Origin of the sequence: Mesorhizobium sp. M0028 (genome assembly GCF_040323855.1) — a bacterium.
In the GTDB taxonomy this organism is placed as follows: domain Bacteria; phylum Pseudomonadota; class Alphaproteobacteria; order Rhizobiales; family Rhizobiaceae; genus Mesorhizobium.
In genome coordinates this window covers 60,546-87,066 of record NZ_JAMYVG010000017.1, presented here as the reverse complement: position 1 = coordinate 87,066, position 26,521 = coordinate 60,546, and the positions used below count along the sequence as shown (strand labels likewise).

The window sequence follows — 26,521 nt, the reverse complement described above, 5'->3', positions numbered from 1 at the left end:
TTGGAAAATCGCAGGAAAACCAAACGACTGCGTTCGCCTCGACAGCGGGCGCTGGCGCGGTTTATCCTCGCCCTATGGCGCATGTTATAGACCGCGACAAATGGGCCGAAGCGCCCGACCACTGGCAGGGCGAGTTGCAGTGCGGCGCCTACGGCTCCAACAGCTGCCTGATCTTCAACTACCTGCCTGAGATCGGCGGCGGCCCCAGGCTGCACAGCCATCCCTATTGCGAGATTTTTATCATCCGGACCGGGACCGGCCTGTTCACCGTCGGCGACCGGCAGATCGAGGCCACATCCGGCCAGATCCTGATCGTACCGCCGGACACGCCACACAAATTCACCAATCTCGGGCCAGGCCCGCTGGAAACCACCGACATACACGAGAACGGCAGCTTCATCACCGAGTGGCTGGAATAACGCCTCCCAAACCGATTCCGGTTCGGATCATACGCTGGCGCCGAGCCTGGCCAGCACGGCCTTGGGAATATTGTATTCCCGGATCACCGCGTCGTGCTTGCGCAGGCCGCAGAGTTCGCGCTGGATGAAATAGCCGTGCACCGCTTCGGCTGCGTCCTTGAGCAGCTGGGCTCGATCGTCGCTGTCGCCATTCTCGCGCAGCCTCGTCAGTGTTTCCTCGACGCGCCGGCCGGCGCGGCCGAGCGCTGCCGCCTTTTCGCCGAGGATTTCGTGGCCAAGCAGATCCAACGCGCTCTCCTGCGCGCCGGACCGTCCGAAATTCGATGGCATTCTCACCGCCATGGCTCACTCCGGTTTATGGAAAACTACTCCGCCGGCCGGGTCTCGGCCAACGCGCTCTCTTCGTTGAACAGGAAGCCGCCGGACTGCCGTTTCCACAGCCGTGCATAGAGCCCGTCGAGCGTAACCAGTTCGTCATGCGTGCCTTGTTCGACGATGCGGCCCTCGTCGAGCACCACCAGCCGGTCGAGTGCCGCGATGGTCGACAGCCGGTGCGCGATGGCGATGACTGTCTTGCCTTCCATCAGCCTTGCCAGATTCTCCTGGATTGCCGCCTCGATGTCGGAATCGAGCGCCGAGGTCGCCTCATCGAGCACCAGGATCGGTGCGTCCTTGAGGAAGACGCGGGCGATCGCCACGCGCTGGCGCTGGCCGCCCGAGAGCTTGACGCCGCGCTCGCCGACAAAGGCTTCATAGCCAGTACGATCGCGACTGTCGCGCAGGCCGAGGATGAACTCCTGCGCCTCGGCCTTCTCCGCTGCCGCGATCACCTCGGCGTCGGTTGCTTCCGACATGCCGAGCTTGATGTTGTCGCGCAAGGAACGGTGGAAAAGTGCCGTATCCTGGCTGACGACGCCGATATTAGCGCGCAGCGAATTCTGCGTGACCCTGGAGACGTCCTGCCCGTCAATGGTGATCTTGCCGCTCTCGAGGTCGTAGAGGCGCAGGATCAGGTTGACCAGCGTCGTCTTGCCTGCGCCGGACGGCCCGACCAGTCCGACCTTTTCACCCGGCCGCACCACGAGGTCGATGCCGTTGAGCACGCCGGACCCCTTGCCGTAATGGAACTCGACGTTTCTGACGTCGATGCGCCCACCGCCAACGAGAAGCTCTTTCGCGTCGGGCGCATCGGTCAGGCCGAGCGGCTTCGAGATCAGCGCCTTCGAGTTTTCCAGCACGCCGAGGTTCCGCAAAATACTGTTGAGCTGCATCATCAGCCGGCCGAGCAGCATGTTCAGCCGCAGCACCAAGGACAGCGTGAAGGCGACGGCGCCGACGGTGATCGAGCCTTCGACCCAGAGATAGACGGCAAAGCAGGCGATCGCCGTGATCATGATCCCCGACAGCATGGTCAGCGCCATGCGCACGCCGGTCAGCCGGCGGGTGAACGGGCGCAGCGCGTCGAGATAGATGTCGAAGCCGTTCCTGATATAGCGGTCGTCGCCATCGGGCGAGAACAGCTTCAGCGTCTGCACGTTCGAATAGGAATCGACGATGCGGCCGGTGATCATCGAGCCGGCTTCGGCGGTGGCCTCGGCATGCTTGCGGATCGCCGGCAAATAGCGTCTGGCCAGCAGGCCGAAGGCTGAGATCCAGATCACCACCAGCACCGCCAGCCTGAGATCGAGCCCGGCGACCAGCGCCAGCGTCGTCACCGTATAGACGACCATGAACCAGACGACCTCGATGAAGCTTTCCATCAGATCGCCGGTCGCCTGCCCCGCCTGCCAGACCTTGGTCGCGATACGTCCGGCAAAATCGTTCTGGAAGAAGGCGTAGGACTGGCGCGACACATGGCGATGCGCCTGCCAGCGCACCAGATTATAGAAACCCGGCGTGATCGTCTGCTCGTCGACCAGCGCCGACAGGCCGACGACGATGGTGCGGATGACCAGCACCACGGCGATCATGAAGACAAGTTCGGGGCCGGCGGCAGTCCACAAGGCATGCCAGCTACGTTCGCCAGGAAGCTGGTCGAGGATGTCGACCAGCCGCCCGACGAAGTAGAACAGTCCGGCCTCGACCAACGGCGCGATGCCGCCGATCACCAGCATGGCGAAGAAAGCGATCTTCGCCTGCCCGACATAGTGCCAGAGGAAACCCCTGACGCCGGCAGGTGGCCGAAGGTCCGCGGGCTCCCGGAACGGATAGACCCAGTTCTCGAACCAGCGGTAGATGGCAGTCATCATTCGGCGGCTTCACCCTTGGCGAGTGCATCGTTGGCGGCTGCATCGTTGGCAGAGGGGCCGTCGTCGAGCAGGAAGCCGCCCGACTGGCGCTGCCAGAGCTGGGCGTAGAGCCCGCCGCTGGCAACGAGTTCCTCATGCGAACCTTCTTCGATGACGCGGCCCTTGTCCATGACGACGAGCCGGTCCATGGCGGCGATCGTCGACAGCCGGTGCGCGATGGCGATGACGGTCTTGCCTTGCATCAGTTTGTAGAGGTTCTCCTGGATGGCCGCCTCGGCCTCGGAATCGAGCGCGGACGTCGCCTCGTCGAGAATGAGGATCGGCGCGTCCTTCAGCATAACGCGGGCAATGGCAATGCGTTGCCGCTGGCCGCCGGACAATTTGACGCCGCGATCGCCGACATGCGCGTCGAAATTCTTGCGGCCACCGGCGTCCGAAAGCCCTGATATGAAATCAAGCGCTTCGGCGCGGCGTGCCGCCTCGACCAGCATCTCGTCACTGGCGTCCGGCCGGCCATAGAGGATGTTCTCGCGCACCGAACGATGCAGCAGCGAGGTGTCCTGCGTGACCATGCCGATCTGGGCGCGCAGCGAGTCCTGCGTCACCGCCGCGATGTCCTGGCCGTCGATCAGGATCTTGCCGCTTTCAAGGTCGTAGAAGCGCAACAGAAGATTGACCAGCGTCGACTTGCCGGCACCCGAACGGCCGACGATGCCGACCTTCTCGCCCGGCTTCACCGTCAGCGACAGGCTTTCGATCACGCCCTTCTGCTTGCCGTAGTGGAAGCGGATGTCCTCAAAACGGATCTCGCCCTTGGTCACGGCAATATCCTTGGCCCCAGGCCTGTCTTCGACGAGGCGGGGCAGCGAGATCGAGCTGATGCCGTCTTGCACCGTGCCGATATTCTCGAACAGCGTGGACATCTCCCACATGATCCATTGCGACATGCCCCACAGCCGAAGCACGAGGCCGATGACTAGGGCGACGGCGCCGATCGTCACGGCCTGGCCGAGCCACAGCCACAGCGAGATCGCCGTGACCGAAAACAACAGCAGCGAATTCAGGATGTAGAGCAGGCCGTAGAGCTGCGTCACCAGCCGCATCGACCGATAGACGGTATCGAGAAAGCCGGCCATGCCTTCCCGGGCGAAGGACGCTTCGCGCCGCGCATGCGAGAACAGCTTGACCGTCTGGATGTTGGAGTAGCTGTCGACGACACGGCCGGTCATGGTCGAGCGCGCATTGGCCTGCTCCTCACCGACCTTGCCCAGCCGCGGGATAAAATAGCGCAAGAGCAGGACATAGCCGGCAAGCCAGACGGCAAGCGGCGCCGCCAGCCGCCAGTCTGCCGAGCCGACGATGAACAGCATGCCGAGAAAATAGACGACGATATAATTGAGCACGTCGATGAGCTTGATGACGCATTCGCGCACCGCGAGCGCAGTCTGCATCAGCTTGGTCGCGATGCGTCCGGCGAACTCGTCCTGATAGAAGCTCATCGACTGCTTGAGCAGATAGCGATGCACCTGCCAGCGGATACGCATCGGATAGTTGCCCATCAGCGTCTGCTGGTTGAGGAGCGAATGGAACCAGACCGTCGCCGGCAGCGCGAAAACCACGATGAAGGCCATGCCGGCCAGCTTCAAGCCTTCGGTCTGCAGGAACGTCTCGCGATTCTGCGCCGACAGCCAGTCGACGATCCGGCCCATGAAGCCGAACATCCACACCTCAGCCAGCGCGATGGCCGTCACCAGCACCGCATCGAGAGCGATGTAGGGCCACGCGCCGCGCGTATAATGCACGCAGAAGGCGATCAGCGTCCTCGGCGGCTCGACCGGTTCCGCAGCCGGAAACGGATCGAGCCTTTTTTCAAACCAGCTAAACATAGTGATGCTCACAATATTGTTTCCGCTCACGCGGCACGGGAACGGACGACGTGCCCAGACCGCATGGCGTCAAGGACCGGCGATACGGAATCGTCCGCCTCGCCGGTCCTGCTTCGCGCTATATAGGTTGTCGCGGGCCTTTCGCCGACAGTTTCGTTTGACGATGCTGACGACGTTTTGACGATCCGGATTTTCGCGCCGGTTTTTGCACCAGGCCGGATGAGCCTGATGATCCGGCGCACCAGCGACGGCCGGCTATAGTCCGGAACGGCATGCGAGAAATCGACGTCCGGCAGCATGCCGCGATGCGGACGCTGGCGGGTCTCGGCGTGAACCGCCGACGAGTAGGTCTCGCCGATTAAAAGCGCCCAAGTCGCGGTTTTGCGGTCGTGCAGGCTTCTTGAGCCGGGTATTCTACAGGGATCGAACATCGGTCCGTCCTCCAGTTGAAGATGCAGATAGAAGGGTGAACCAACCCGGACCGTGGGCACGCGCCGCGCGGCAAGGGTGATATCGGTCGAAGCACGTTCAGGTGGGGCGTTCAGCCCCTTCGACAGCTTGAAAAACATCGCCGGATTCCTTCGAAGGCCGAAAAAGGTTTCGGCGGGAATCGGTGCGATTGAAGTCTAGAAGTTCAGGAGAATCGTCGTACCGAAACCGCCGTCGGGCTGGTAAGCCCACGAGAGGGGTGGTGGATGTGCATGGCCATCATGAATTACCCCTTCATCGGTTCGGGTTGACAATGCTGGCCGTATAACCGACTTCGCAGAAAATGACCACCCGCCAGTCCAGGAATTTCCAAAACCGCGAGAGCTCTGTGGCTGATCTGCCACTTATTAGAAAGACGCGGAAATGAACGACCGTCTCCGCATTGCGCTCTACCAGCCGGATATCGCCGGCAATACCGGGACTATCCTGCGCTTCGCCGCTTGCCTCGGCCTTGGGGTCGACATCATCGAACCGACCGGCTTCCCGCTCTCCGACCGGGCGCTGAAACGGGCCGGCATGGACTATCTCGAAATGGCGGCGCTGACCCGGCATGTCGACTGGCACGCCTTCGAGGACTGGCGCAAAGGCGAAGCGCGGCGGCTGGTGCTGCTGTCGACCAAAGCCGCGAGCGCCTATACGGATTTCGTCTTCACCGGCGCCGACGTTCTTCTGTTCGGCCGCGAATCCGCAGGCGTTCCGGATCATGTCCACGAGGCGGCGGATGCGCGACTTACCATCCCGATGCAGGGCACCGCGCGCAGCATCAACGTCGCGCTTTCCGTCGCCATGGTGGCCGGCGAGGCGATGCGGCAGCTTGGATAGGATTTGCAGACCGTCGGCGCGCGCGGCGAGTACGGCCGCTTTCTGGTCGACGACTGCGCCCTCGCTTGTCATTCTAACCCAGGCGCACATCGCCTTCTCCTGCGGTTTGCCTATCCAGAATTTCTTCGTTACAAGCTCAACTTAACTTGAGGTCAAGCGGAAAATCGGAGATGGCTGCGGCAACGGAATTAACAGTCGGCCAGGTGGCGATGCGCAGCGGCGTCGCGGTGTCGGCGCTGCATTTCTACGAAGCGCGCGGGCTGATCCGCAGCCACCGTACCGCCGGTAATCAGCGGCGCTACGGCCGCGACGTGCTGAGGCGTGTGGCGATCATAAAGGTGGCGCAGGAGGTCGGCATTTCGTTGGCCGAGATCGGCACAGCACTTCGATCACTGCCTGAAGGCCGAACGCCGACGCGCGAGGACTGGAATCTGCTGTCGACGGCTTGGCGCGACGAACTCGACCAGAAGATTGCCCAGCTCAAGAAGCTGCGCGACGGGCTGACCGACTGCATCGGCTGCGGCTGCATGTCGATTGACAAATGCCCGCTGCGGAACAAGGGCGACCGGCTGAGTACCCGGGGGCCGGGAGCGAGACGGCTGTTGATCGAGCGTTAATCCGCCGCCGGCAGCCGCCTGATGGTGAATTCGATGACGTCGCCCGGCCGCTCGAACCAGCTTTCGATCTCGGTCCAATAGGCCTGCTTGGGAAAACGCTCGAACCACTCTTTCGCCTTGAGGCGCGCGTCGGAGCGCGGCAGCACAAAGGTCTCGCGCAGGAAGCCGTCGCGCGGCATGCGCGCGTTCTCGGCGCGCGAACGGTCGAGCCTCTTCTTCAGGCCATCCAGCGGCGGTCTTGCCGGGGTGCGCACGAAAGAACTCCATTCACACTTGACCCTTGCACCTAAGAGATTAGGGATCGCGGCCGGAAAAGACGAGTCATTTGTCGGGGTACGCCCCGCAACCGGAGACAGCATTTGCAACGACCCGAGATACCGGCGGGGCTGCCAGCCGACATCGAACAGAAGAAGACGAAGGCACGGCTGTGGTTCGAGACGTTGCGCGAGCGCATCTGCGCCAGCTTCGAGCAGATCGAGCAGGACCTGCAGGGGCCGCAGGCCAGCTGGTCGCCCGGCCGCTTCGAAAAGACGCCGTGGCAACGCGATGCCGGCAACGGTGGCGGCGGTATCATGTCGATGATGCATGGCCGCGTCTTCGAAAAGGTCGGCGTCCACACCTCGACCGTTCATGGCGAATTCTCGCCCGAGTTCAGGAAGCAGATGCCGGGCGCCGACGACGACCCGTCCTTCTGGGCGAGCGGCATTTCGCTGATCGCCCATCCGTGGAACCCCAACGTGCCGGCCGTGCATATGAACACGCGCATGGTCGTCACATCGCGCCTGTGGTTCGGCGGCGGCGCCGACCTGACACCGGTGCTCGATCGCCGCCGCAGCCAGGACGACCCCGACACGATCGCCTTCCACAGGGCGATGCAATTTGCCTGCGAGAAGAACGCGGCGATCGCCAACTTCGCGAAATTCAAGGCCTGGTGCGACGAGTACTTTTACCTGCCGCACCGCGACGAGCCACGCGGCACCGGCGGTATCTTCTTCGACTGGCTGCATTCGGGCGAGGACAAAGGCGGCTGGGACGCCGATTTCAACTTCGTCCAGGATGTCGGGCGATCCTTTCTCGTCGTCTACGGGCATCTGGTGCGCGCCAACTTCAACGACAACTGGACCGATGGCGACCGTGACGAGCAGCTCATCCGCCGCGGCCGCTATGTCGAATTCAACTTGCTTCACGATCGCGGCACCATCTTCGGGCTGAAGACCGGCGGCAATGTCGCCTCGATCCTGTCCAGCCTGCCGCCAGAGGTGAAATGGCCGTAAAATCTCGGTGAGCGCGACGTGAGCCGCAATCGGGTCCAAATCCCGAGAATTTGACGGCGAATGTGGCGCAAGGCGCGCCAGAAAATATCTTTTTCGTCTAATATACTATTGAAAATATTGGGCTATTTGTCGCGTCGGGCCGGGAAACGCCGGCGGTTCTTACCCCCCGAGAGCTGCGACCCGACGTGACCGGACGGCCCATGATTAAGTGGGGTACCTCTCCCAAGCAGGTGCCCGCATTTTCCAGGAGAGCATGCCATGCGCAAGCTTATTATGACCGCAGCCGCTGCTGCCGTTCTCGCCTCTGGTACCGCCGCATTCGCCGCGGTCAAGCACACCACCGGCACGATCAAAAGCTTTGATGGAACGGCGATGAGCCTAGTTCTGGATAACGGAGCCACCTTTACGTTGCCCCAGACCTTCAAGGATCCTGGCCTGAAGGTCGGCGAAAAGGTCCGCGTCACGTGGGATATGAGCGGCAAGGACAAAATTGCCGAGGCAGTCAAGATCGTGAAGTGATGGCCTGCCCGCTGGAGCAAGACAACGTCTTGCCTCGGAGGTAGCGTAGAGGGCGGAGCAGCGATGCTCCGCCTTTTCGCAAACCCGTACACTAGAACGCCGCTTGTCGGCTTGGACGCGCGGCGCTCTAAGGCAACCAAAACCGTTCGATCGTGTTATGCTTAGCTGGCCAGCGTATAACCCGAATGCCGGAACCCGGTTTCGAGATCATGCGCGAGATCAAAGGTCTGGAGCTTCCGTGTCAGTGCGCTGCGCGGCGCTCCAAGGAGGAAATGAGGAGAAGCCGATGAAGGAATTCCATTGCGGGTCGCTCGTACCCGGCTGCGAGTGGCACACACGCGCCGAGGAGGAGGCAGAGGTCATGCGTCGTGCCGTCGAGCATCTGCGCGAGACGCATGGCGAGACGGTGATCCGCGAGACGATGATCGAGGCGATCCGCTCGCGCATCGAAAAGGTCCGCGACGCAGCGTGATGGTTAGGATTGGAGTGCCTCTGCGGCGCGCTTGAGCAGCGCGCCGCGATCAAGCGCAAAACCGGACTCGACCCATTCCTTTTCAAGATTCTTCAACGTTGCACCAAGCTTCGGCCCCGGTGAGGCGCCAAGTGTCGTCAGATCGGCGCCCTTGACCGGAAAAACAGGGCTTTGCCATTTTGCGGCGAAGGCAAGCAGGCGCGAGAAGCCGCCGGCTTCGAGCAGTGCGTCATTGTCTTCGACCGCGCGGGCTCGAGCGGAAGCGAGCGACAGCCGCAACCGATCGACAAAGCCTTGGCGGTCGCCAGAATAGAGCTTTTTCGCCAACTCTCCTTCGGTTGTTTTCGGATCGATGGCAGCTGTCATCGCCCAGTACCGCAGGCGGCTTGCCTCGCTCACGGAAAGCCTCAATCTCTCGGCAAGCGTTTTCATGCGCGCGGCATCCGGCGGCACGATGGCTTCCAGCCTGAGCAGCGGGTCCGGCGCCCAGGCCAGATCCTTCTCGGTCTTGGTCAGCCCGTGGATGGCATCAATGCCCCATTTCTCGCTTTCCGGCAAAACGCCGGTCAGAACGCCGGCCTGGCGCATCCACAGCAGCGCCCGCGACGGATCTGGCGCTGACAGCAATTTCTTCAACTCCCACCAGACGCGCTCGACCGAGAGCTGGTCGAGCCCCTGCTTCAGCCGGGCGCAAGCCTTCAACCCTTCGGCATCCGGCCTGCCGTCCCCATACCAGGCGAAAAAGCGGAAGAAACGCAGGATGCGCAGATAATCCTCGCGGATGCGCGCTTCCGGATCGCCGATGAAGCGCAGCCGCCGCGCTTCGATATCGGCGATACCGCCGACCAGATCGACGACAGTTCCGTCAGCTTCGGCGTAGAGTGCATTGATGGTGAAATCGCGCCGCTCCGCGTCGGCTTTCCAGTCGCGGCCGAACGACACTTTGGCGCGGCGGCCGTCGGTTTCGATATCGGCACGAAGCGTGGTGATTTCATAGGCCTTGCCGTGGGCGACCGCGGTGACGGTGCCATGCTCGATGCCGGTCGGCACCGTCTTGAAGCCTGCCGCCTCGGCGCGCCGGATGGTTTCCTCGGGCACTGTGGTGGTGGCGATGTCGATGTCGGCAACCGGCTGTCCGATAAGCGCATTGCGCACGGCACCGCCGGCGACACGCGCCTCCTCGCCACCGTCAGTCAGCGCGGCGAGCAAGCGCTGCAAGTGGCTTTCGCCGAGCCAGCCGGCCTTGCCCGCGATCGACACCGGATCGCTCACGAATAGAGCCTTTCATAAAGCGTTCGGATGATGCCCGCAGTAACGCCCCAGATGCGCTGGCCGCCATAGGGCATCTCGTAAAAGAACCATTCGAGGTCGTTCCACATGCGGCTGTCCCTGGTGTGGTTGGCGGGGTCCATCAGAAAGCCCAGCGGCACCTCGAAGACGGCATCGACTTCGTCGGAATTCAGCGTCAGGCTGAAACCGGGCCGCACAATCCCGAGCACCGGGGCGATGCGATAGCCGCTGCCGGAGACGTAGTCCGGCATGCGGCCGAGGATCTCGATATAATCCCCATCGAGACCGATCTCCTCGAACGTCTCGCGCAATGCCGCCGCTTCCGGGCTCACATCGGTTGGATCGATGGTTCCGCCGGGGAAAGCCACCTGCCCTGAATGGTTGCGCAGCTTTTCCGCCCGCCGGGTCAAAAGGACCGTGGCCTCGTGGCCATGGTCGACCACCGGGATCAGCACGGCGGCATCGCGCAGCGCCTTGGCCAGCTTCAGCCTGGGATGACCCGGATTGAAGCGGTGGTCGCCAAAATCGTCACCGGCATGCGCCTGCGGCTGCGCCACGACGCGCTGGCGAAACTCGGCGGCGGAAAATGGCACCGGCGTCACCTGATCCATCATAGGCGGTCCATCATGCGCTCAGCCGTTTCAGTTTCTCAGCCGGCATGATCGGATAGACCTCGCCTTTGGAACGGACGGCAAACATCGTCTTGCCGCCGATGTCGATCTCTTCGCCGTGCTCGACCAGCTCGTACATCACTGGCCGCGCCACCAGCGCTTCCAGCCGCCCGCGCACCAGCACATAGGGCTTCAGGCCACCTGTCTCGTCCTCGTCGACGAATCGCAGCGGATGCTCCGCCCCAGCCTCGACCACATCGCCGACATTGGTACGAAAGGTGATGATTTGCCCGTCGCCGGCGCCCGACACATCCATCTCGACGGCGATGAAGGGCGCGTCGGCGACGCGGATGCCGACCTTTTCCACCGGCGTCACCAGATAGGTCTTGCCGTCGTCGTCCTTGCGCAGCACCGAGGAGAAAAGCTGCACCAGCGGCATCCGGCCGATCGGCGTTCCCAGATAGAACCAGGTGCCGTCCTGCTTGATCTCCATGTCGAGATCGCCGCAAAATGCCGGATTCCAGCGTTCCACCGGCGCCGGCCCCTTGCCGGCGCGCGTCGCGCGCGAGACCAGCGCCTCTAGCCCACGCGCCTCGGTCGCGGCCGTCAGGCTCTCTTCACGATGCTCGGCGGCTTCTGTCATGGTCACGAAATAGTCACTGTTGTTCCGCTTGTCAGCCTAAGTCTGTGATTTAAGTTCTTTGCAGGCGCCATGCGAGGCCGAATCGCGGCATTCTGCGGCCCCCAAGGTGCCAAGCGGTATTTCCAACCAGAAGGATCGATGCTGCATGAGCGTTATGATCAAGGAAAGCCCGATCAGCGAAAAGGACATGGTGGCGCAGGCCGAGAAGGCGCTGGCTGACATTTCGAGGGTCCGCGACGGCGTCGGCCGGGTCATCTTCGGCCAGGAAAGCGTCGTCGAGCGCACGCTCGTCGCATTGCTGGCAGGCGGCCATGCACTGCTGGTCGGGGTGCCCGGCCTTGCCAAGACCAAGCTGGTCGAAACGCTGGGCATCGTGCTCGGCCTCGATTCGCGCCGCATCCAGTTCACGCCCGACCTGATGCCATCCGACATTCTCGGCTCAGAGGTGATGGAGCAGGATGAATTCGGCAAGCGTTCGTTCCGCTTCATTTCCGGACCGATCTTCGCGCAACTGCTGATGGCCGACGAGATCAACCGCGCCTCGCCGCGCACCCAGTCGGCGCTGCTGCAGTCGATGCAGGAATACCACGTCACCATTGCCGGCGTGCGCCATGACCTGCCGGCGCCGTTCCATGTTCTGGCGACGCAGAACCCGCTGGAGCAGGAGGGCACCTATCCGCTGCCCGAGGCTCAGCTCGACCGCTTCCTGATGCAGGTCGACATCCTTTACCCCGAGATCGAGGCGGAGCGCCGCATCCTGCTGGAAACCACCGGCATCGAGGATGCCAAGGCCGAAAACGTGCTGCAGCCGACGCGGCTGAAGGACATCCAGACGCTCATCCGCCGCATGCCGGTGCCTGAAAGCGTCGTCGAGGCGATCCTCAAGCTGGTGCGCTCGGCGCGTCCCGGCCAGGGCAACGCCGATACCGACAAGCACGTCGCCTGGGGCCCGGGCCCGCGCGCCAGTCAGGCGCTGACGCTGTGCGCCCGCGCCCGCGCCCTCTATGACGGCCGGCTGGCGCCGTCGGTCGACGATGTCCGCGCACTGGCCGAGCCGGTGCTGCAGCACCGCATGGCGCTGACCTTCGCCGCCCGCGCCGAGGGCACCACGGTACGCGACGTCGTGGCGAAGCTCGCGAAAGGGATTTGATGGCGCGCATCGGTGAAGCGCAGGCACCGACAGCGACGCGCGATGCGCTCGCCAGAGGCCGGTTGCGGGCTTCCCTGGTGCCGGACCTGCTGGTCGAGGCGCGCCGCATCGTCAACACGGTGATTGCCGGCTGGCATGGCCGTCGCAAGCGCGGCATCGGCGAGAATTTCTGGCAGTTCCGGCCCTATGTCGAAGGCGATTCCTCGCGCATCGACTGGCGCCGCTCGGCGCGCGACGACCACACCTATGTCCGCGACCGCGAATGGGAGGCCGCCCATACGGTGTGGCTGTGGGCCGACCCCTCGCCTTCCATGCTCTACAAATCGACCGGAGCCAGCGTTTCCAAGGAGTCGCGCGCTCTGGTGCTGGCGCTGGCCATGGCCGAGCTTTTGTCGCGCAGCGGCGAGCGCATTGCCTGGCCGGGCCTGACCGACCCGTTCACCGCCCGCAATGGCGCCGAGCGCATCGCGGCGCAACTGATGCACGCCGCCGACCTGCCGGCAAAGCCCGACCTGTCCGGCATCCGCCGCTTCTGCGACATCGTCATCGTCAGCGATTTCCTCGACCCGGTTGAGGACACCATAGCCTGGCTGGACGTGCCCGCCCGCCACGGCGTGCGCGCCCATCTGATCGAGGTCGCCGATCCGGCCGAGGAAAGCTTCCCCTATGCGGGGCGCACCGAATTCACCGATCCTGAGACCGGCGACAAGCTGACCGCCGGCCGCGCCGAAATGCTGGGCGAAGAATATCGCCTGCTTTATGCCGCCCGCCGCCAGGAACTGGCCGCGTGGTGCAAACGGCTTGGCTGGAGCTTTACCGTCAATCATACCGACCGCCTTGCCTCCGAGGCGCTGGTGCGCATCCACATGGCGATGACCGCCGAGGGCGCCTTTGCTGGGAGGGCTCGCGCATGAGTTGGCTGCCGCTCTCCTTCGGGGCGCCGATGGTGCTGTGGGGCCTGCTGGCGCTGCCGGTGATCTGGTGGCTTCTGCGGCTGACCCCGCCCAGGCCGCAAACCGAGGTGTTTCCGCCGCTCAGGATTCTCGCCCGCGTGCTGAGGCGCGAAGAAACGCCGCAGCAGAGCCCGTGGTGGCTGACGTTGCTCAGGCTGCTGATGGCCGCGCTTATCGTGGCAGCACTTGCCGAGCCCGTCTTCAACCCGCGCGAAAAGCTGCCGGCCGAGGGCGCTGCCCTGGCGCTGGTGATCGACAATGACTGGGCAAGTGCCGCCGACTGGGGTAAGCGCGTCGCCACCGCCGAGCGGCTGATCGCCGATGCCAATTCGAACGGTGTGCCGGTGCTCATCGCTTTCACCGCCGAGAAGCCGAATGCCGAGATCGGTCCCTTCGATGCCGCTGCCGCGCTCAACCGGCTGCGCGCGGCAAAGCCGCGCCCGATCCCGACTGACCGCCCCGCCGTCTATGCCCGCGTCGCATCAGCACTGGAGTCGCTGCCGGGCACCAGCGTTGCCGTGCTCGCCGATGGCCTGGCGGCGCAAGGCGACGAAGCCGCCTTCAACACGCTGTTGTCGAAGAACGCGGCACGCGTCGTCTGGGCCGTCTCCGACCGGCTGTCGCTGACCGGCCTGACCGGCGCCGATAACCAGGTCGACGGCTTCGCCCTGACCGCCATCCGCGCACCGGGCGATCCGGCACCTGCACAGGTGACGGCCGGCGCCTTCGACGACAAGGGCCGCCGCATCGCCGACGCGACACTGACCTTTGCCCCGGGCGTAACCACCGCCACCGCCACGATGGCGGTGCCGTTCGAACTCCGCAACGACTTCGCCTACATCGCGCTCGATGGCGAACGCCAGGCCGGTGCCGTCCGCGTGCTCGATGAGAGCTCGAAACGCCGCCGCGTCGGGCTGCTGTCGCAGGCCGAGGCCGACCAGGCGCAACCGCTGCTGTCGCCGCTCTACTACATCCGCCGCGCCCTGCAGCCCTTCGCCGATCTCGTCGAGCCGTCCAGCGTCGATCTCGCCGATGCCATCCCGCAACTGCTCGATCAGAAACCGGCGATGATCGTCATGGCCGATGTCGGCACCATTCCGGAACAGGCCCGGGAAAGGCTGGTCGACTGGGTCGACAAGGGCGGCACGCTGGTGCGTTTTGCCGGTTCGCGGCTGGCCGCTGCCGGCAATGACGACGACCTGCTGCCGGTCCGGCTCCGCACAGGCGAGCGCTCGCTGGGCGGCGCGCTGTCATGGACGGCGCCGCAGCCGGTCACCGAATTCCCGAAAACCGGCCCCTTCGCCGACCTCGCGCCGCCCACCGAGGTCACCGTCACCAGGCAGGTGCTGGCCGAACCGACGCCCGATATTGTCGAGCGCACCTGGGCCACCCTTGCCGACGGTACGCCGCTGGTGACCGGGATGAAGAAGGACAAGGGTACGCTCGTGCTGTTCCACGTCACCCCCGAGGCGACATGGTCCAACCTGCCGATCTCCGGCAGCTTCGTCGAGATGCTGCGGCGCATCGTGCAACTGTCGCGCAACCAGGGAGCGGCGGTCGCCAATGCCGAAGCCGCCGCCACGTCGCTGGCACCCTATCGCATGATCGCCGCCGACGGCACGCTGGTCCCGCCGACGCCGGATGCCAGGCCGCTGGTGCCCGGCGCCGGCCCGCTGCCGGTGACGCTGGAAAACCCGCCCGGCCTCTACGGCTCCGAGACGGGGGTATTCGCTCACAATCTGCTCGGTGGCGACAGCGCATTCACGCCCCTGGCCCGGCCTGAGATCACCCTGCCGGTCACCACCGTCCAGTATGCCTTCGACGAGCAGCGCAACCTCAAAGGTCCGCTGGTCACGGCGGCCTTGGTGCTGATGGTGCTCGACACGCTTGCCGTATTCTGGATGGGCGGCCTGTTGTCGCGCCGGCCGCGCCGTCCCGGTGCTGCGGCGACGGCAGCCATCCTGCTGATTGCGCTCGGCGCCTTGATTGGCCACGCGGACGTCGCGCGTGCCGACGACGCCAAACCGGGAGATACGGAGGCGATCGGGGACATTTCAAAGACCCGGATCGCCTATGTGCTGACCGGCGAGCCGGGTGTCGACTCGATCAGCCGCGCCGGGCTCGAAGGCCTGACCCGCTTTCTCATCGAAAAAACCGCGCTCGAACCCGGAGCACCGGCCGGCGTCGACATCTCGAAGGACGAACTGTCCTTCTACCCGCTGATCTACTGGCCGATCGATCCCGCCGCCCCGATGCCGAGCGAGGCCGCCATCGCCCGTATCGACGCCTACATGCAGCAGGGCGGAACGGTCTTGTTCGACACCCGCGACCAGTTCGCCAACGGCATTGGTGCGGATTCGACCAGCCCCGCAACGGAGCGGCTGCGCGACATCCTCGGCAACCTCAACGTGCCACCGCTAGAACCGGTGCCGTCGGACCACGTGCTGACCAAATCCTTCTATATCCTTCCAGAGTTTCCCGGCCGCTTTGCCGGCAGCCCGCTTTGGGTCGAGGCATCGCTCGAAGCCAGCAACACCGAGAACCGCCCGGTGCGCACCGGCGACGGCGTGTCCCCGATCATGATCACCGCCAATGATTTCGCCGGCGCCTGGGCGGTCGACGAGAATGGCGACCCGCTATTGCCGACCGTGCCGTCGGATCCGATGCAGCGCATCTATGCGCTGCGCGCCGGCGTCAACATCATGATGTACATGCTGACCGGCAACTACAAATCCGACCAAGTGCACGTCCCGGTGCTGCTCGAACGGCTGGGGCAATAGACCATGAATTGGTCGCTCGCCTTCGAACCGCTCATCACTTGGCCGCTGCTCGCCGTGGTTCTGGTGCCGCTGCTGCTGCTGGCGCTGGTCGGCCTTTGGTTTCGCCAGCGCGGCGCGGTCTTCCGCTTGGCAGCCCTGATTGCGCTGGCTGCGGCGTTGCTCAATCCGGTATTCCTCGATGAAGAGCGCGAGCCGCTGAAAAGCATCGTCGCCGTCGTCGTCGATCGCAGCCAGAGCCAGGATATCGGCGACCGCACCAAGCAGACCGACGCGGCATTGGCCGGGCTTCAGCAGCGTCTCGGCCGCTTCAAGCAGTTCGACGTCCGTGTCGTCGAAGCCGGCAAGTCCGAAGCCGCCGAAGAGCGCACAGAGACGCGGTTGTTTTCCTCGCTCGAAAATGCTTTCCGCGACGTGCCGCCATCGCGCATTGGCGGCGCCATCATGATCACCGACGGCGAGGTGCATGACGCGCCGCTTGGCGCACCCGACTTCAATGCCCCTCTGCATGCGCTGATTACCGGCAACGACCATGAAAAGGACCGTCGCATCCGCTTCGAGAATGCGCCGCGCTTCGGCCTCGTCGGCAAGCCGCTCGACATGACCTATCGCGTCATCGCCACCAACAACGAAACCGGCCCGGTCGATGTCCGCGTATCGGTCAACGGCGAGCAGGTATCGGTCGAGCACGCCAACATCGGCCAGGCGATGCCGCTGCAGGTGACCATTCCCAGCGCCGGGCGCAACATCGTCGAACTCGCCATCGACCACGAACCGGGCGAACTCACCGATACCAACAACCGCGCCATCGCGCTGATCGACGGCATCCGCGAAAATCTGCGCGTGCTGCTCGTGTCCGGCGAACCACATGCCGGCGAGCGCACCTGGCGCAATTTGCTGAAATCCGACGCTTCGGTCGACCTCGTGCACTTCACCATCCTGCGCCCACCGGAAAAGCAGGACGGCACGCCGATCAACGAGTTGTCGCTGATCGCCTTCCCGACACGCGAGTTGTTCGTCGAGAAGATCAAGGATTTCGACCTGATCATCTTCGACCGCTATCAGCACCGCGACGTGCTGCCGATCCTCTATTACGACTACATTTCCGAATATGTCGAAAAAGGCGGCGCGCTGCTAATCGCGGCAGGCCCCGAATATGCCGGCGAAAGCTCGATCGCCCGCACGCCGCTGATGTCGGCGCTGCCGGCAATGCCGACCGGCGAGGTCATCGACAAGGCCTTCTACCCACGTCTCACCGATACCGGCCAGCGCCATCCGGTCACGCGCGGGCTCGACGGCTCCGCAACCGAGCCGCCGCACTGGAGCCGCTGGTTCCGCACCATCGGCGTCGAGAACCCCGAGGGCGAGGTGGTGATGAAGGGCGCCGACAACCGGCCGCTGCTGCTGCTCGACCGCAAGGGCGAAGGCCGCGTCGGCATGCTTTTGTCCGATCAGGGCTGGCTATGGGCGCGCGGCTTCGAGGGCGGCGGCCCGCATGTCCAGCTCTACCGACGCATCGCCCACTGGCTGATGAAGGAGCCCGAACTCGAGGAGGAGCGGCTGACCGCCGACGGCCGCGGCATGGTGCTTGAAATTCGCCGCCAGACGATGAGCGACGACCCCGGCCCGGCGCAGGTCATCACGCCGTCCGGCAAGGCACTGATCGTCAGGCTCGAGAAATCCGAGCCAGGCGTCTTCCTCGGCAGCGTCGAGACCAGCGAAATCGGTCTCTATCAGGTCGGCAATGGCGACCTGACGGCATTGGCCCATGTCGGGCCTGTCAACGCGCCGGAATTCACCGACGTCGTCTCCACCGAGAACCGGCTGAAACCGCCGGCTGAGGCAACCGGCGGCAGCGTTCGCCGGCTGGCGCCGGCCTCGGCGATTGGCAATCTCACCAGCACTGTCACGCTGCCCTCCATCGTCCCGGTTCGTGCCTCGGGCGCTGCCTCCGGCAACGACTGGATCGGCCTGCGCACCACCGACGACAGCGTGCTCAAGGCCGTCTCGCGCGTGCCGCTGTTCGGCGGCTTCCTCGGCCTCGGCCTGCTGCTTCTGGCGATGGGCTCGATGTGGTACCGCGAAGGACGGTAGTTCCCTTCTCTCTCCCTGCAAACGGGGCGAGGGAGGAGCTCTATTCCTCCGGCTCCGTCGTGAACATCAGCGGGTAGCCCTTAGCCTTGCCGGCATCGGTTGCCCGCGCCGCCTTGGTCTCGGCGACATCCCTGGTGAAGACGGCGACGACACAGACGCCGCGCCGGTGAGCGGTGATCATAACCCTATGTGCCTGGTCTTCACTGAGCTTGAACTCGGCCTTTAGCACCGTCACGACGAATTCGCGCGGCGTGAAGTCGTCATTGACCAGGATGACCTTGTAGAGCTTCGGCCGTTCGACCTTCGGCTTCGTGCTGGTACGGGGTTTTGTCGTGATTTCAGGCATTGGACCGGCAATTGCGTACGACAGCTTTGCGGTCATTTTGACATGGGCAAAAGCGGTCGTCCATTCAACCGCGCGCGATCGGCTTCCCGGCGAGCGCAGTTCACAAATCCATGCCTATGTGGGAACTGCCGTTTGGCGTTCAACCGGCGGTGTGGGCCGGGACCGGCCGTACTGTCTGCACGCCAACAAAAGATGACCGCTCCAGGCAAATCGCAACTGGAGCGGTCTTCTCATACGGCAGAAGATGTCGCTTGATCAGGCCTTCGGAGCTGCCTTGACCGCGTGCTTCTTGTGCTTCTTGACGGTCTTCTTGGCAGCGACCTTCTTCACGGCCTTGGCCGGCGCAGCGGTCGTCGTTGTCGTCGCAGCCGGGGTGGTGGTCGCGGCATTGGCGCTGCTGGCGCCGAGAACCGGCATCGAGAGGGCCAGCGCGATGGCGAGACCGAGGGCGGAGAGGAGGGACTTTTTCATGGCTTCACTTCCTTTTTGTGCAGATCGGATTGAGTGTCACTGAACGGGATCGATCGGTGTCACTCCAAGCAGCTTCAAAGCGTTCGCGAGCATCCGGATTCCCTGTGCCTGTTTCTTGTTGGCGCAGAACCGGTTTCCCTTTCTTTGAAGTGCTTTCGCCGCGGTGACCTGCGTTGCCGCGGCATGGGTTTCGAGGGCTTCGTCAAACTGGCGGTTCAGATCGATGCAACGCTCGCTGCGGGTGGTCGCCACCTTTGCATCGGCCGCCCTTGAATTGGCCGCCTTTGCATCGGCCAGCTTTGCATCGGCATGTTCGACCGCAGCCGTGACGAGCGAAATGGAAAGCAACGCACCCATCAGACTGATCGAGAACCTTTGCATTGGTCTGTCCGTAATCCCGTAACCCGTGTCGCAGCCGATGACCTGACCGCCACGGCACCACTTATGCCTTTGTTTTTTTCGGCAGTTTTTCCGGATTGTAGAATTTTGTTTCTGGATTGTTTCTGGGCGGCCCGGATCGAGCTGCCGATCTCCACTGGCCAACTTATGGCCTGAATTCTATCGTCTGGCTGACGGCCGAAGCACCGCTTGGGCGATCCACAAATGACAGGTTTCCTGTGAAATCCGACCCCCACATACTGATCGTCGACGACGACAAGGGCATTCGCGACCTGCTTCAGGAATTTTTCCAGAAGCGAGGGCTGCATACATCGGTCGCCGCCGACGGCACCGAGATGGAGACCGTGCTGCGCCGCGCCCAGGTCGACCTGATCGTTCTGGACGTCATGCTGCCCGGCAAGAGCGGCCTGGAGCTCTGCCGCGAGTTGCGCGCCAATTATTCGACACCGATCATCATGCTGACCGCGGTCACCGAGACCACCGACCGCGTCGTCGGCCTGGAGATGGGCGCCGACGACTACGTGCCGAAACCCTTCGATCCGCGCGAGCTGCTCGCACGCATTCGTGCCGTCTTGAGGCGTAATGGCACCGCCGAACCGCGACGTGCCGCTTCGCGGCAGATCTACCATTTCGCCGGCTGGACGATGGACTGTTCGCGCCGCCGGTTGATGGCGCCCGGCGACGTCAGGATCGAGCTAACGATGGCCGAATTCAATCTCCTGCAGACCTTCGTCAAGAGCGCGCAACGCGTACTGAGCCGCGAGCAGCTCATCGAGCTGTCCGGCGGCGACAGCGGCTACAGCTTCGACCGCAGCGTCGACATTCTGGTCAGCCGGCTGCGGCGCAAGATGGAGGACGACCCGAAAACGCCGAAGCTGATCCTGACGGTGCGCAGCGGCGGCTATCAGTTCCTGCCTGAGACGACCTCCGAATGAGACGCATTCTGCCGCAAACGCTGCCGGCCTGGGTGCTGCTCATCGTCATCGCCGGCCTGCTGATCAGCCAGATCGCGACCCTCTACATCGTTTCGCGCGACCGTGCCGCCGCCAATGAAGTCGTCGATCTCTACCGGCTCAACGACCGCGCCTTCTCGCTGGTACAGCTGATGCATGATGCTACGCCGGAACAGCGCAAGGCGACGGCCTCCGGCCTGTTCAACGCCACTTACGCGCTCACCGTCTCCGGCACGCCCGCCGTCACTTCGTCGATAGCCGGCGACGACGAGCTGGCCGAATTGGAGGACATATTGGTCGGTCGGCTATCGAAGTTCGGCATCACCGACGCGCGGGTCCGCCGCGACCCGGCAACGCACGAAGCCGACGCTCCCGGTGGGACGGTCGCCGGTCCCGATGTTGGCCAGGTCGAGCGCGACCTGCTGGTGCTGGCCGCCGATTTCGCCCAGAGCGACAAGCTGACCGCTTCGCTTCGCTTTGCCGACGGCCAATGGCTGAACTTCACCGAACCGAACACGCCGGCCGGGCCGATACTGAGCTTCGATAGCCTGCCGCTCTATGCCTTGATCGCCGGGCTGGTGGTGGCTTCCTCGATCTGGTCGCTGCGCCGGCTGACGGCGCCCTACCGGATGATGGAGACCGCGGTGAAGCGGATCGGCGAGGACCTGAAGAGCCCGCCGATCGCCGAGAGCGGCAGCCGCGAGGTGCGTACCGCGGCGAAGGCGGTCAATGCCATGCAGGCAAGGCTGCGCGCCTATGTCGAGGACCGCGAGCACCTCGCTGCGGCGCTCGCGCACGACCTGCGCACGCCACTGACCAGGATGCGGCTGCGCCTCGAACTGCTCAGGAATTCGACCATTCGCGCCGCACTGGGGCACGACCTCGCCGACATCGAAGGCATTGCCAGCTCGGTCATCGACTTCGCCACTTTCGAGGTGACCGAGGAGAAGAGCGAGAGGATCGATTTCTGGTCGCTCGTCGAATCGGTCGCCGACGGCTACAAAGAGGTTTCGTTCGACAATGACGATGCGCGCTCGCGCGGCCTGATCTGCATAGCGCGCCCAGTCGCGCTCCGGCGCTGCGTCACCAATCTCGTCCAGAACGCGGTGACCTATGGCAAGAAGGCGCATCTCAACCTGCGCCAATCGGACAGGATCATCGCGCTGGCGATCCGCGACGAGGGGCCGGGCATACCGCAGGCCGAGCTCGACGCCGTGTTCGGCTCGTTCGTACGCCTGGACCAGTCGCGCAACCGCCAGACCGGCGGCCTCGGCCTCGGCCTGACCATAGCCCGCAATATCGCCCGCGGCGCCGGCGGCGAAGTCAGCCTGTCCAACCATCCCGATGGCGGCCTGTTGACGGAGCTGCGCCTGCCGCTGGCGGTTTAGCTTGCGGTATCGGGCTAAGCTGGCGTTCCTTCGCGCCCCCCTCTGTCCTGCCGGACATCTCCCCCACAGGTGGGAGATTGGCTGTCGTCGCCGATTTCGCCAACTACAAACGTTGGAGTGTGAGAGCCGTCTGCGAAACCGCCGATCTCCCCCAAGTGGGGGAGATGTCCGGCAGGACAGAGGGGGGCGCGACAGAACTCGGCGTTGGTCTTGGTTCTCTCCCCAAGGAGAAAAACTACCGCCGCAACACCGCGCTCAGCACATCCCTGACGCCGATGGCGCCGACGAAGCGCGATTGGTCGTCGAATAGCGCCACGGGTGCTGTCTGTGAGCGATGCATGGCCAGCATCACCGTCTTCAGCGAGGTGCCGGGATTGGCCCAGAACACCTGCGCCGTCTCCTCCGGCTGAGCCTCGACGTCGGCGCAGGAGACCCACACCGCCGGCTTGCCGTCGCGCTCGGCCGCCGCCACCAGCCCATGCTCGTCGATCTTGAAGCGCGTCGTCTTGCGGCGGTCGAGCCACACCCAGCCGTTTTCGCCATGTTCGAGGTCGCGGCGGTCGCGCATGACGTTCCAGGCGGTCAGCACCGAGAGCGGGTTCACATTGGCGATGAAGTCGCGGACATAGTCGTTGGCAGGCCGCAGCACGATGTCTTCCGGCGCGCCGGTCTGCACGATGCGCCCGCCCTCCATGATGGTGATGTGGGTGCCGATCTTCAGCGCCTCCTCGAGGTCGTGGCTGACGAAGATGATGGTCTTCTTCAGTTCGGCCTGAAGCTGCAGCAGCTCGTCCTGCAGCTTGGTCCGGATCAGCGGATCGAGCGCCGAGAACGGCTCGTCCATCAGCAGGATCGGCGCCTCGGTGGCGAAGGCGCGCGCCAGGCCGACGCGCTGCTGCATGCCGCCGGAAAGCTCATGCGCGTATTTCTTCGACCACTGGTCGAGATGAACCAGCTTCAGCTGTTTGCTCACCCGCTCCTTGCGCTCGGCTTCCGGTACGCCGGCGAGCTCGAGGCCAAGGCCGACATTTTCCTCCACTGTGCGCCAAGGCAGCAGGCCGAACTGCTGGAACACCATTGCCACCTGCTTTTGCCGCAACCGCCGAAGCGTCGCCTCGTCGCAGGTGACGACGTCGACCGTACCATCGCCGTCCTTGACCAGCACCTGGCCGCGCGAGACGACGTTCAGCCGGTTGACGGCCCTGAGCAGCGTCGACTTGCCGGAGCCGGACAGGCCCATCAGCACCGAAATCTCACCCTCGTGCACGGTGAGGCTGGCACCGGCACAGCCCAGCACGTTACCGGTCTGTTCGAGGATCTCGGCACGGGTGGCGCCGCTGTCGATCAGCGCCAGCGAACCGGCCTGGTCGGCGCCAAAGACGATGTCGACATTCCTGAAATCGACGGCGACGGTCATTTCTTGCCTCCCACGCCGATGCGCGTCATTCGATCAAGCACGATGGCGAGCACGACGATGGCCAGACCTGCCTCAAGCCCGAGGTCGATCCGGCGCGACCCGAGCGCCCGGTTGATCTCTGTGCCGAGGCCGCCGGCGCCGATCAGGGCGGCGAACACCACCATCGACAGCGACAACATGATCGATTGGGTCAGCCCAGCCATGATGGTCGGCAGTGCCGAAGGCAGCTCGACCTTCCACAGCAGCTGGCGCTTGGTGGCGCCGAACGCTTCGCCCGCCTCGACGATCGATTTCGGCACCGAGGTGACGCCGAGATGGGTGAGCCGAACCGAGGTCGGGATGACGAAGATGATGGTGACGATCAGGCCGGGCGCGTTGCCGAGGCCGAACAGGGTCAGCACCGGGATCAGGTAGACGAAGGTCGGCAGCGTCTGCATCAGGTCGAGCACCGGCAGCATGACGCGATAGATCTTCGGCTTGTGCGCGGCCCAGATGCCGAGCGGCACGCCAATGGCCATCGAGACGGCGGCGGCGGCAACGACCAGCACCAGCGTCTCCACTGTCTGCTTCCACAGGTTCTGGTTGAGGATGAACAGCAACCCGATGAACACCGCCAAAGCAAGGCCTTTCGAACGCTGCAGGAAATAGGCGAGCAAAGCGATCAGGGCGATCAGCAGAACCGGCGGCAGCAACAGCAACCCGTCGACGATGCCATCGAGCAGGAAGTTGAGGCTGTTGGAGAAAGCCCTGAAGACGGTGTCGAAATTGTCGGTGAGAAAGCCGAAAAACGCCTTCCCCCACGCGCCAATGGGGATCTTGTAGCTGACCAGGAATTTGGAGATCGGATCCATCTAGCCCCTCTTCTGCCGGCGCCGTCCTTTGCCGGACGGTCATCTTGTCACAGGATATGAAAAAGGGCAGCCATTTCTACCGTGGCTGCCCCTCGTCTTGTCGTGCAAGCGGTCAGGTCAGCTTCCGAGCGCTGTTTTCACCGCTGCCGCCGCGTCGCCGCCGTCGAAGGTGGTGACGCCGGCGATCCAGGGAGCAACCGCGTCCGGGTGCTTCTTCAGCCAGTCGGTCGCGACCGTATTGGCGTCGCCACCCTTCAGGATCGCGTCCATCATCTCGCCTTCCATGTCCAGGTTGAACTTCAGGTTGGTGATGAACTTGCCGGCATTCGGGCACTCGGTCGTATAGCCCTTGCGCACGATCGTATGCACGGTGGCGGCGCCGAAGCCAGTGTCGCCCATGCCGTCGAGATAGGTGATCTTCATGGCGCCCATCACCGGATGCGGCGTCCAGCCGAGGAAAGCGATCCATTCATTGTTTTTGATCGACTGCTCGGCCTGGGTGAGCATGCCGGCTTCGGAGGATTCGACCAGCTCGAAGCCTTCGAGATTGTCGGCCGGGTTCTTGATCATGTCGAGGATGATGCGGTTGCCGTCATTGCCGGCCTCGATGCCGTAGATCTTGCCGTCGAACTTGTCCTTGAACTTGCCGAGATCTGTCAGCGTTTTGACGCCGGCGTCGGCGACATAGGTCGGCACGACGATGCCGTAGCCGGCACCGCTCAAATTCTCGCTCACGGTCTCGATGGAGCCTTCTGCGGTGTAGTCCTTGATGTCGTTGGTCATCGACGGCATCCAGTTGCCGAGGAAGACATCGAGGTCCTTGTTCTTCAGCGACGCCATCGTCACCGGCACCGAAAGCTGGATCACCTGCGGCTCGTAGCCGAGCGCGGTGAGCAGCACCGAGGCTATACCGGTTGTCGCCTGGATGTCGGTCCAGCCGACATCCGACAGACGAACCGCCTTGCAGCTTTCCGGATCGCCGGCGAAGGCCGCAGTCGTGGATAGAAAAGCCGCCAGGCCGAGACCGGCGACGAATGAATTCATGCGCGACATAGAAATTCTCCCATTTCAGTTCTCGGTGAAGCGAAGTGGCGGTTTTATCTCCACCTTTGTTCCGTCAGCCAAACACCATTCTGCTGCGGTTTCAAGCACTAAGGCAACCACGATCAACGGCGCAGGCTGGTCGATCAACGACACGCCCGCCGCTTTCCGGATGGAAGTCGTCTTTCCCGGTGGAATGTAGGCGCTCCCCCTCCCCGCTTTGTTGCAACTCGGCTTAAAAGGACGGCATGGCCAAGCTGTACTTCCACTATGCGACGATGAATGCCGGCAAGACGACGATGTTGTTGCAGGCCTCGTATAATTACCGCGAGCGCGGCATGACGACGATGCTGTTCAACGCCGGCCACTATCGCAAGGGCGATACCGGGCTGATCTCGTCGCGTATCGGCCTGGAGACGGAAGCCGAGATGTTCCGCGACGGCGACGACCTATTCGCCCGGGTCGCCGAGCATCATGACCACGCCACGGTCCATTGTGTCTTTATCGATGAGGCGCAGTTCCTCGAAGAGGAGCAGGTCTGGCAACTCGCCCGCATCGCCGACCGGCTGAACATCCCGGTCATGTGCTACGGCCTGCGCACCGATTTCCAAGGCAAGCTGTTTTCCGGCTCGCGCGCCCTGCTGGCGATCGCCGACGACCTGCGCGAGGTGCGCACCATCTGCCGCTGCGGCCGCAAGGCGACGGTGGTGGTGCGCCTCGGCGCCGACGGCAAGGTGGCCAAACAGGGCGAACAGGTGGCGATCGGCAAGGACGTCTATGTCTCGCTCTGCCGCCGCCATTGGGAAGAGGAAATGGGCCGCGCCGCCCCAGACGATTTCATCGGCTTCACCAAAGCCTAAACCAGCGCTATTGCTTTCATCCGACCTCCCGGCTGACATTCGTTCCGCAATCGCGCCATTGCAGCCTTTGTTGAGCGTGCCGCCTATTTTGATCCACTGCCAGAGCCGTCGGGAGTTCCCATGCTTCGAGTAATTTCGTCTGCAACTGCTTTCCTCATCGCCGGCGTTGTTGCCGCGCATGCCGACGGCGATGCTGCTCTCGGCAAAAAGGTCTTCAACAGATGCATGGTCTGTCACGAGGCAACGAGCGACCGCGACAAGGTCGGCCCGCATCTGCTGGGTGTCGTCGGCCGCACCGCCGGCACCGCGGACAGTTATCTCAGCCGTTACTCGCAGGCGATGAAGGATGCCGGCGCCGCCGGTTTGGTCTGGGACCAAGCAAACCTTGCCGAATACCTGCGCGCACCCCGGCAGAAGGTCCCCGGCAACAAAATGGCCTTCTCCGGCCTGACCAGCGACGATGACATCGCCAACGTCATCGCCTACCTCAAAGCCGATCCCAAGCCCTGAGCGTCGCTCCCGCGCAAAAG

General features: G+C 63.8%; 29 protein-coding genes. 15 read left to right on the top strand and 14 right to left on the bottom strand.

All coding sequences use genetic code 11. The features are described from left to right. Nucleotides 1–74: 74 nt before the first annotated feature. Nucleotides 75–419 carry a cupin domain-containing protein gene (locus tag NKJ93_RS25050; protein ID WP_023719207.1) on the top strand — a complete coding sequence of 115 codons (345 nt, stop codon included), beginning with the start codon at nucleotides 75–77 and terminating at the stop codon, nucleotides 417–419. 27 nt (nucleotides 420–446) lie between these two features. Here the strand turns inward: NKJ93_RS25050 and NKJ93_RS25045 are convergent, their stop codons facing one another. Genes NKJ93_RS25045 through NKJ93_RS25030 form a run of 4 tightly spaced genes read right to left on the bottom strand, consistent with a single transcriptional unit; the run spans nucleotide 447 to nucleotide 5,123 of the window. After that, on the bottom strand, nucleotides 447–761 hold the full coding sequence (locus NKJ93_RS25045) for a DUF6665 family protein (protein WP_023719208.1): 315 nt from the start codon (nucleotides 759–761) through the stop codon (nucleotides 447–449). 23 nt (nucleotides 762–784) lie between these two features. After that, nucleotides 785–2,668, bottom strand: a complete 1,884-nt coding sequence (locus tag NKJ93_RS25040; RefSeq protein WP_352591738.1) for an ABC transporter ATP-binding protein — start codon at nucleotides 2,666–2,668, stop codon at nucleotides 785–787. Then, nucleotides 2,665–4,554, bottom strand: a complete 1,890-nt coding sequence (locus NKJ93_RS25035) for an ABC transporter ATP-binding protein (RefSeq protein ID WP_352482081.1) — start codon at nucleotides 4,552–4,554, stop codon at nucleotides 2,665–2,667. Before NKJ93_RS25035 ends, NKJ93_RS25040 begins: the two co-directional genes overlap by 4 nt. A gap of 26 nt (nucleotides 4,555–4,580) precedes the next feature. Beyond that, nucleotides 4,581–5,123, bottom strand: coding sequence for a hypothetical protein (locus NKJ93_RS25030; protein WP_031194085.1), 543 nt, complete (start codon nucleotides 5,121–5,123; stop codon nucleotides 4,581–4,583). Between the two features lie 283 nt (nucleotides 5,124–5,406). Between NKJ93_RS25030 and NKJ93_RS25025 the strand changes: the two genes are divergently transcribed. Continuing rightward, complete coding sequence (locus tag NKJ93_RS25025; RefSeq protein WP_023719212.1) at nucleotides 5,407–5,865, top strand: tRNA (cytidine(34)-2'-O)-methyltransferase; 459 nt, start codon at nucleotides 5,407–5,409, stop codon at nucleotides 5,863–5,865. Between the two features lie 170 nt (nucleotides 5,866–6,035). Further along, complete coding sequence (gene soxR / locus NKJ93_RS25020) at nucleotides 6,036–6,482, top strand: redox-sensitive transcriptional activator SoxR (RefSeq protein ID WP_023719213.1); 447 nt, start codon at nucleotides 6,036–6,038, stop codon at nucleotides 6,480–6,482. Here soxR and NKJ93_RS25015 read toward each other — a convergent pair. Next, a complete protein-coding gene (locus NKJ93_RS25015) occupies nucleotides 6,479–6,736 on the bottom strand; it encodes a hypothetical protein (protein ID WP_023679487.1) in 258 nt (85 codons plus the stop codon). The two genes, soxR and NKJ93_RS25015, sit on opposite strands and share 4 nt — an antisense overlap. Before the next feature lie 105 nt (nucleotides 6,737–6,841). Here NKJ93_RS25015 and hemF point away from each other — a divergent pair, with 105 nt between their 5' ends. The 3 genes from hemF to NKJ93_RS25000 all read left to right on the top strand — a co-directional run bounded on the left by hemF (nucleotide 6,842) and on the right by NKJ93_RS25000 (nucleotide 8,747). Further along, a complete protein-coding gene (gene hemF / locus NKJ93_RS25010) occupies nucleotides 6,842–7,756 on the top strand; it encodes an oxygen-dependent coproporphyrinogen oxidase (protein ID WP_352591735.1) in 915 nt (304 codons plus the stop codon). A 258-nt stretch (nucleotides 7,757–8,014) separates the two neighbouring features. After that, nucleotides 8,015–8,275 (top strand): DUF1344 domain-containing protein, encoded by a 261-nt coding sequence (locus NKJ93_RS25005; RefSeq protein ID WP_023679489.1) that lies wholly within the window; start codon nucleotides 8,015–8,017, stop codon nucleotides 8,273–8,275. Between the two features lie 286 nt (nucleotides 8,276–8,561). Continuing rightward, entirely contained in the window at nucleotides 8,562–8,747 is a 186-nt protein-coding gene (locus tag NKJ93_RS25000; protein ID WP_023679490.1) for a DUF1059 domain-containing protein, read from the top strand. A 3-nt stretch (nucleotides 8,748–8,750) separates the two neighbouring features. On the opposite strand, the gene NKJ93_RS24995 is transcribed toward NKJ93_RS25000, so the two are convergent. Genes NKJ93_RS24995 through NKJ93_RS24985 form a run of 3 tightly spaced genes read right to left on the bottom strand, consistent with a single transcriptional unit; the run spans nucleotide 8,751 to nucleotide 11,291 of the window. Beyond that, entirely contained in the window at nucleotides 8,751–10,019 is a 1,269-nt protein-coding gene (locus NKJ93_RS24995; RefSeq protein ID WP_352496082.1) for a CCA tRNA nucleotidyltransferase, read from the bottom strand. Continuing rightward, nucleotides 10,016–10,648: a CoA pyrophosphatase gene (locus NKJ93_RS24990; RefSeq protein ID WP_352496081.1), complete on the bottom strand. Its 633-nt coding sequence runs from the start codon at nucleotides 10,646–10,648 to the stop codon at nucleotides 10,016–10,018. Before NKJ93_RS24990 ends, NKJ93_RS24995 begins: the two co-directional genes overlap by 4 nt. A gap of 13 nt (nucleotides 10,649–10,661) precedes the next feature. Next, nucleotides 10,662–11,291, bottom strand: a complete 630-nt coding sequence (locus NKJ93_RS24985; protein WP_023719218.1) for a DUF1285 domain-containing protein — start codon at nucleotides 11,289–11,291, stop codon at nucleotides 10,662–10,664. A 145-nt stretch (nucleotides 11,292–11,436) separates the two neighbouring features. Here NKJ93_RS24985 and NKJ93_RS24980 point away from each other — a divergent pair, with 145 nt between their 5' ends. The 4 genes from NKJ93_RS24980 to NKJ93_RS24965 are packed head-to-tail and all read left to right on the top strand — an operon-like array spanning nucleotide 11,437 to nucleotide 18,265. Then, complete coding sequence (locus NKJ93_RS24980; protein WP_023719219.1) at nucleotides 11,437–12,441, top strand: AAA family ATPase; 1,005 nt, start codon at nucleotides 11,437–11,439, stop codon at nucleotides 12,439–12,441. After that, entirely contained in the window at nucleotides 12,441–13,355 is a 915-nt protein-coding gene (locus tag NKJ93_RS24975) for a DUF58 domain-containing protein (protein ID WP_352496080.1), read from the top strand. Before NKJ93_RS24980 ends, NKJ93_RS24975 begins: the two co-directional genes overlap by 1 nt. Next, nucleotides 13,352–16,174 carry a DUF4159 domain-containing protein gene (locus tag NKJ93_RS24970; protein ID WP_352591733.1) on the top strand — a complete coding sequence of 941 codons (2,823 nt, stop codon included), beginning with the start codon at nucleotides 13,352–13,354 and terminating at the stop codon, nucleotides 16,172–16,174. Before NKJ93_RS24975 ends, NKJ93_RS24970 begins: the two co-directional genes overlap by 4 nt. 3 nt (nucleotides 16,175–16,177) lie before the next feature. Further along, the gene (locus tag NKJ93_RS24965; RefSeq protein WP_352591730.1) at nucleotides 16,178–18,265 is read left to right on the top strand and encodes a hypothetical protein; all 2,088 of its coding nucleotides are present in this window, start codon (nucleotides 16,178–16,180) and stop codon (nucleotides 18,263–18,265) included. 40 nt (nucleotides 18,266–18,305) lie between these two features. On the opposite strand, the gene clpS is transcribed toward NKJ93_RS24965, so the two are convergent. The 3 genes from clpS to NKJ93_RS24950 form a co-directional block, all read right to left on the bottom strand. Then, nucleotides 18,306–18,611, bottom strand: a complete 306-nt coding sequence (gene clpS / locus NKJ93_RS24960) for an ATP-dependent Clp protease adapter ClpS (protein WP_023719223.1) — start codon at nucleotides 18,609–18,611, stop codon at nucleotides 18,306–18,308. Between the two features lie 255 nt (nucleotides 18,612–18,866). Continuing rightward, nucleotides 18,867–19,082 (bottom strand): hypothetical protein, encoded by a 216-nt coding sequence (locus tag NKJ93_RS24955; RefSeq protein ID WP_023719224.1) that lies wholly within the window; start codon nucleotides 19,080–19,082, stop codon nucleotides 18,867–18,869. A 36-nt stretch (nucleotides 19,083–19,118) separates the two neighbouring features. Then, a complete protein-coding gene (locus tag NKJ93_RS24950; protein WP_352591728.1) occupies nucleotides 19,119–19,463 on the bottom strand; it encodes a hypothetical protein in 345 nt (114 codons plus the stop codon). Between the two features lie 236 nt (nucleotides 19,464–19,699). Here NKJ93_RS24950 and NKJ93_RS24945 point away from each other — a divergent pair, with 236 nt between their 5' ends. Continuing rightward, nucleotides 19,700–20,416, top strand: coding sequence for a response regulator (locus tag NKJ93_RS24945; RefSeq protein ID WP_023719226.1), 717 nt, complete (start codon nucleotides 19,700–19,702; stop codon nucleotides 20,414–20,416). After that, nucleotides 20,413–21,822 (top strand): ATP-binding protein, encoded by a 1,410-nt coding sequence (locus NKJ93_RS24940; protein ID WP_352496078.1) that lies wholly within the window; start codon nucleotides 20,413–20,415, stop codon nucleotides 21,820–21,822. The genes NKJ93_RS24945 and NKJ93_RS24940 overlap by 4 nt, the downstream gene beginning before the upstream one ends. Nucleotides 21,823–22,057: 235 nt before the next feature. On the opposite strand, the gene choV is transcribed toward NKJ93_RS24940, so the two are convergent. The 3 genes from choV to choX form a co-directional block, all read right to left on the bottom strand. Then, nucleotides 22,058–23,239: a choline ABC transporter ATP-binding protein gene (choV, locus tag NKJ93_RS24935; protein WP_023719229.1), complete on the bottom strand. Its 1,182-nt coding sequence runs from the start codon at nucleotides 23,237–23,239 to the stop codon at nucleotides 22,058–22,060. Continuing rightward, nucleotides 23,236–24,090: a choline ABC transporter permease subunit gene (choW, locus tag NKJ93_RS24930; RefSeq protein ID WP_023719230.1), complete on the bottom strand. Its 855-nt coding sequence runs from the start codon at nucleotides 24,088–24,090 to the stop codon at nucleotides 23,236–23,238. The genes choV and choW overlap by 4 nt, the downstream gene beginning before the upstream one ends. Nucleotides 24,091–24,207: 117 nt before the next feature. Next, entirely contained in the window at nucleotides 24,208–25,143 is a 936-nt protein-coding gene (choX, locus tag NKJ93_RS24925; protein ID WP_352591725.1) for a choline ABC transporter substrate-binding protein, read from the bottom strand. Between choX and NKJ93_RS24920 the strand changes: the two genes are divergently transcribed. From NKJ93_RS24920 to NKJ93_RS24910, 3 genes are all read left to right on the top strand, one after another. Beyond that, a complete protein-coding gene (locus NKJ93_RS24920) occupies nucleotides 25,133–25,333 on the top strand; it encodes a hypothetical protein (RefSeq protein WP_352591722.1) in 201 nt (66 codons plus the stop codon). The genes choX and NKJ93_RS24920 overlap by 11 nt on opposite strands. 46 nt (nucleotides 25,334–25,379) lie before the next feature. Then, entirely contained in the window at nucleotides 25,380–25,991 is a 612-nt protein-coding gene (locus NKJ93_RS24915; RefSeq protein ID WP_352591719.1) for a thymidine kinase, read from the top strand. A gap of 120 nt (nucleotides 25,992–26,111) precedes the next feature. After that, a complete protein-coding gene (locus NKJ93_RS24910) occupies nucleotides 26,112–26,501 on the top strand; it encodes a c-type cytochrome (protein ID WP_352591716.1) in 390 nt (129 codons plus the stop codon). Nucleotides 26,502–26,521 lie beyond the last annotated feature (20 nt).

What these genes read in the sequence shown, in the direction of transcription:
- NKJ93_RS25050 (WP_023719207.1), top strand. Translation starts at nt 75, where the DNA reads ATGGCGCATGTTATAGACCGCGACAAATGGGCCGAAGCGCCCGACCAC.
- NKJ93_RS25045 (WP_023719208.1), bottom strand. Translation starts at nt 761, where the DNA reads ATGGCGGTGAGAATGCCATCGAATTTCGGACGGTCCGGCGCGCAGGAG.
- NKJ93_RS25040 (WP_352591738.1), bottom strand. Translation starts at nt 2,668, where the DNA reads ATGATGACTGCCATCTACCGCTGGTTCGAGAACTGGGTCTATCCGTTC.
- NKJ93_RS25035 (WP_352482081.1), bottom strand. Translation starts at nt 4,554, where the DNA reads ATGTTTAGCTGGTTTGAAAAAAGGCTCGATCCGTTTCCGGCTGCGGAA.
- NKJ93_RS25030 (WP_031194085.1), bottom strand. Translation starts at nt 5,123, where the DNA reads ATGTTTTTCAAGCTGTCGAAGGGGCTGAACGCCCCACCTGAACGTGCT.
- NKJ93_RS25025 (WP_023719212.1), top strand. Translation starts at nt 5,407, where the DNA reads ATGAACGACCGTCTCCGCATTGCGCTCTACCAGCCGGATATCGCCGGC.
- soxR (WP_023719213.1), top strand. Translation starts at nt 6,036, where the DNA reads ATGGCTGCGGCAACGGAATTAACAGTCGGCCAGGTGGCGATGCGCAGC.
- NKJ93_RS25005 (WP_023679489.1), top strand. Translation starts at nt 8,015, where the DNA reads ATGCGCAAGCTTATTATGACCGCAGCCGCTGCTGCCGTTCTCGCCTCT.
- NKJ93_RS25000 (WP_023679490.1), top strand. Translation starts at nt 8,562, where the DNA reads ATGAAGGAATTCCATTGCGGGTCGCTCGTACCCGGCTGCGAGTGGCAC.
- NKJ93_RS24990 (WP_352496081.1), bottom strand. Translation starts at nt 10,648, where the DNA reads ATGGATCAGGTGACGCCGGTGCCATTTTCCGCCGCCGAGTTTCGCCAG.
- NKJ93_RS24985 (WP_023719218.1), bottom strand. Translation starts at nt 11,291, where the DNA reads ATGACAGAAGCCGCCGAGCATCGTGAAGAGAGCCTGACGGCCGCGACC.
- NKJ93_RS24980 (WP_023719219.1), top strand. Translation starts at nt 11,437, where the DNA reads ATGAGCGTTATGATCAAGGAAAGCCCGATCAGCGAAAAGGACATGGTG.
- NKJ93_RS24975 (WP_352496080.1), top strand. Translation starts at nt 12,441, where the DNA reads ATGGCGCGCATCGGTGAAGCGCAGGCACCGACAGCGACGCGCGATGCG.
- NKJ93_RS24970 (WP_352591733.1), top strand. Translation starts at nt 13,352, where the DNA reads ATGAGTTGGCTGCCGCTCTCCTTCGGGGCGCCGATGGTGCTGTGGGGC.
- NKJ93_RS24965 (WP_352591730.1), top strand. Translation starts at nt 16,178, where the DNA reads ATGAATTGGTCGCTCGCCTTCGAACCGCTCATCACTTGGCCGCTGCTC.
- clpS (WP_023719223.1), bottom strand. Translation starts at nt 18,611, where the DNA reads ATGCCTGAAATCACGACAAAACCCCGTACCAGCACGAAGCCGAAGGTC.
- NKJ93_RS24955 (WP_023719224.1), bottom strand. Translation starts at nt 19,082, where the DNA reads ATGAAAAAGTCCCTCCTCTCCGCCCTCGGTCTCGCCATCGCGCTGGCC.
- NKJ93_RS24950 (WP_352591728.1), bottom strand. Translation starts at nt 19,463, where the DNA reads ATGCAAAGGTTCTCGATCAGTCTGATGGGTGCGTTGCTTTCCATTTCG.
- NKJ93_RS24940 (WP_352496078.1), top strand. Translation starts at nt 20,413, where the DNA reads ATGAGACGCATTCTGCCGCAAACGCTGCCGGCCTGGGTGCTGCTCATC.
- choV (WP_023719229.1), bottom strand. Translation starts at nt 23,239, where the DNA reads ATGACCGTCGCCGTCGATTTCAGGAATGTCGACATCGTCTTTGGCGCC.
- choW (WP_023719230.1), bottom strand. Translation starts at nt 24,090, where the DNA reads ATGGATCCGATCTCCAAATTCCTGGTCAGCTACAAGATCCCCATTGGC.
- NKJ93_RS24920 (WP_352591722.1), top strand. Translation starts at nt 25,133, where the DNA reads ATGCGCGACATAGAAATTCTCCCATTTCAGTTCTCGGTGAAGCGAAGT.
- choX (WP_352591725.1), bottom strand. Translation starts at nt 25,143, where the DNA reads ATGTCGCGCATGAATTCATTCGTCGCCGGTCTCGGCCTGGCGGCTTTT.
- NKJ93_RS24915 (WP_352591719.1), top strand. Translation starts at nt 25,380, where the DNA reads ATGGCCAAGCTGTACTTCCACTATGCGACGATGAATGCCGGCAAGACG.
- NKJ93_RS24910 (WP_352591716.1), top strand. Translation starts at nt 26,112, where the DNA reads ATGCTTCGAGTAATTTCGTCTGCAACTGCTTTCCTCATCGCCGGCGTT.